The organism is Streptomyces sp. UNOC14_S4 (assembly GCF_020740835.1).
Classification (GTDB): domain Bacteria; phylum Actinomycetota; class Actinomycetes; order Streptomycetales; family Streptomycetaceae; genus Streptomyces.
In genome coordinates, this window is record NZ_JAINFC010000890.1 from 1 (window position 1) to 1,565 (window position 1,565).

The 1,565-nt window shown below is 68.6% G+C and carries 1 protein-coding gene; it reads left to right on the forward strand.

Annotated features, from left to right (window positions below; all coding sequences use genetic code 11):
* Nucleotides 1–22 precede the first annotated feature (22 nt).
* A partial coding sequence (locus tag K6I34_RS36775) for a Mu transposase C-terminal domain-containing protein (RefSeq protein WP_229332359.1) occupies nucleotides 23–1,565 on the forward strand: 1,543 nt, incomplete at its 3' end.

Consider the following 1,565-nt stretch of genomic DNA (forward strand, 5'->3'; position numbering starts at 1 on the left):
GCCCCATACACCCTGGCCCCCCATGACTTCCACGCCCCCACCGGCACAGCCCGCCGACACCACAGCACTGCGCGCCGCTGCGGTGCACCGCCTGCTCTACCTCAAGGACAAGCAACGGCTCACCCCCGCACACCTGACAGTCGTCGCCGACGCCTTCGCCGTCCACCCGCGCACCATCGACCGCTGGATCGACAACGCCCTGGCCCACAACGGCACCTACACCCCCGCCGGACGCCGCCACTTCCAGCTCACCCCCGACATGCTCGACGCCATCGCCCGCTGGCGCGGCAATGCCACCGCTGCCTACCGCGAACTCCGCGCCGAACACCAGGCACATAACGAGAGGCGAACCGGGGAAGAACACCCGCCTGCCCAGCAGGAGTTCCCCTCCCTGGCCACCTTCCACCGCGCCGTCAACCGCCAGCTCACCCCCGGCCGCCGAGCCGGCCTGCGCGCGGGGGAGAAAGCCCGCCGCCGCTTCGACGTCCACGGCAAACGGCCACGCCATCACCGCAACTACGCCTGGGAAACCGACCACGTCGAAGCCAGCGTCCACGTCCTCGTCGATGGACACCGCCGCAAACCCTGGATCACCTGGTTCGTCGACTGCGCCACCAGCGCCATCTGTGGCCTGGCCATCACCCCCCAGCGCCCCAGCCGCGAAAGCGTCCTGGTCGCCGTCCGCGACGCACTCCTGCGTGACGAGCACCATGGCCCCTTCGGGGGTATCCCGGAACGCATCCGTGTCGATGGCGGCAAGGAGTTCCTGTGCGCCACCGTCCGCGAAGCGCTGGGCGCCTTCGCCGTCGAACAGATCGTCCTGCCCCCATACTGTCCGGACGGCAAAGGCACGGTAGAGGCGGTCAACGGGGCTGTGAAGGACACTCTGTTCGCTGGCATGCCCGGCTACACCGAGGCGCCGACCCTCCTCGGAGGCAAGCCTGTCGATCCCAGCCAGCCCCTGATCCACTTCGAAGCCTTCGTCGCCAAGGTCCGCGAATGGGTACACCAGTGGAACCATCACCCCATCAAGGACCTCGGCAATCAGACCCCTGTCCAGGCATGGGAGAACGACCCAACCCCCCTCTTCGACGCCAACCCCGACGATCTGCATACCTACACCCTCGAACGCCACGGAAAGCCCCTGACGATCAATAACAGCGGCGTCCGCTGGCGCAACCGCGACTACATCAACGGCTGGATGCACGGCCGCGCTGGCGAAAAAGTCGTCCTGCGCTACCTGCCCCACCACGACCACCGCGTTGAGCTCTACACCCCAGACACCCACCGTCACCTCGGCTCCGCCTTCATGGCCGAACAGGCCACCCCCGCCCAGATCCGTGACCTCAAGCGGGCCCAGCGCCGCGAAGCCGACCGCCTGCGCGCCCAGCTGAAGAAAGCGGAGAAGAACCGCCGGATCCGTTTCGCCGCCGCCACCGAACCCGCCCCGCCCCAGCCCCTGACCGCCATGACCGAGACAGAGGCCCTCGACCAGCTCAGAGACCTGGGCCGCCCCTTCGACCTGTCGGCCGAAGCCCTGCCCGATTTCCTCCCCCTGCCCGCCC